We start from the raw sequence: 243 nt of genomic DNA, 5'->3' as shown, positions 1-243 counted from the left end.
TCTCTGTACACGACAAATTTCACAGAACCCTTATCCTATCAGGATTCTGCTTTCTTAAAATTGCCAAAATTTCCTTAAACTCTTCTTTTTTCCCAAAACCAATTAAACGCTGAATCGCCATTTGAACATAGTCTAAACCATAGCGGAATAAACTCATTGAGAGTCGTCCATGCTTCTTTATTTTTATCGCTTTTTTTTGATTATGTTGCCATTCACCCGTTAAGTAACACCAACAGAAGCTTA

Annotated in this window: 1 pseudogene; it reads right to left on the bottom strand. The window is 35.4% G+C overall.

What is annotated here, in order from left to right:
* Positions 1-19: 19 nt before the first annotated feature.
* Positions 20-243: pseudogene (locus tag ACG9ZB_RS17740) on the bottom strand (IS4 family transposase); the annotation flags it as partial.

The organism is Acinetobacter johnsonii (assembly GCF_048551975.1).
Classification (GTDB): domain Bacteria; phylum Pseudomonadota; class Gammaproteobacteria; order Pseudomonadales; family Moraxellaceae; genus Acinetobacter; species Acinetobacter johnsonii_A.
This window is presented reverse-complemented; position numbering and strand designations above follow the sequence as displayed.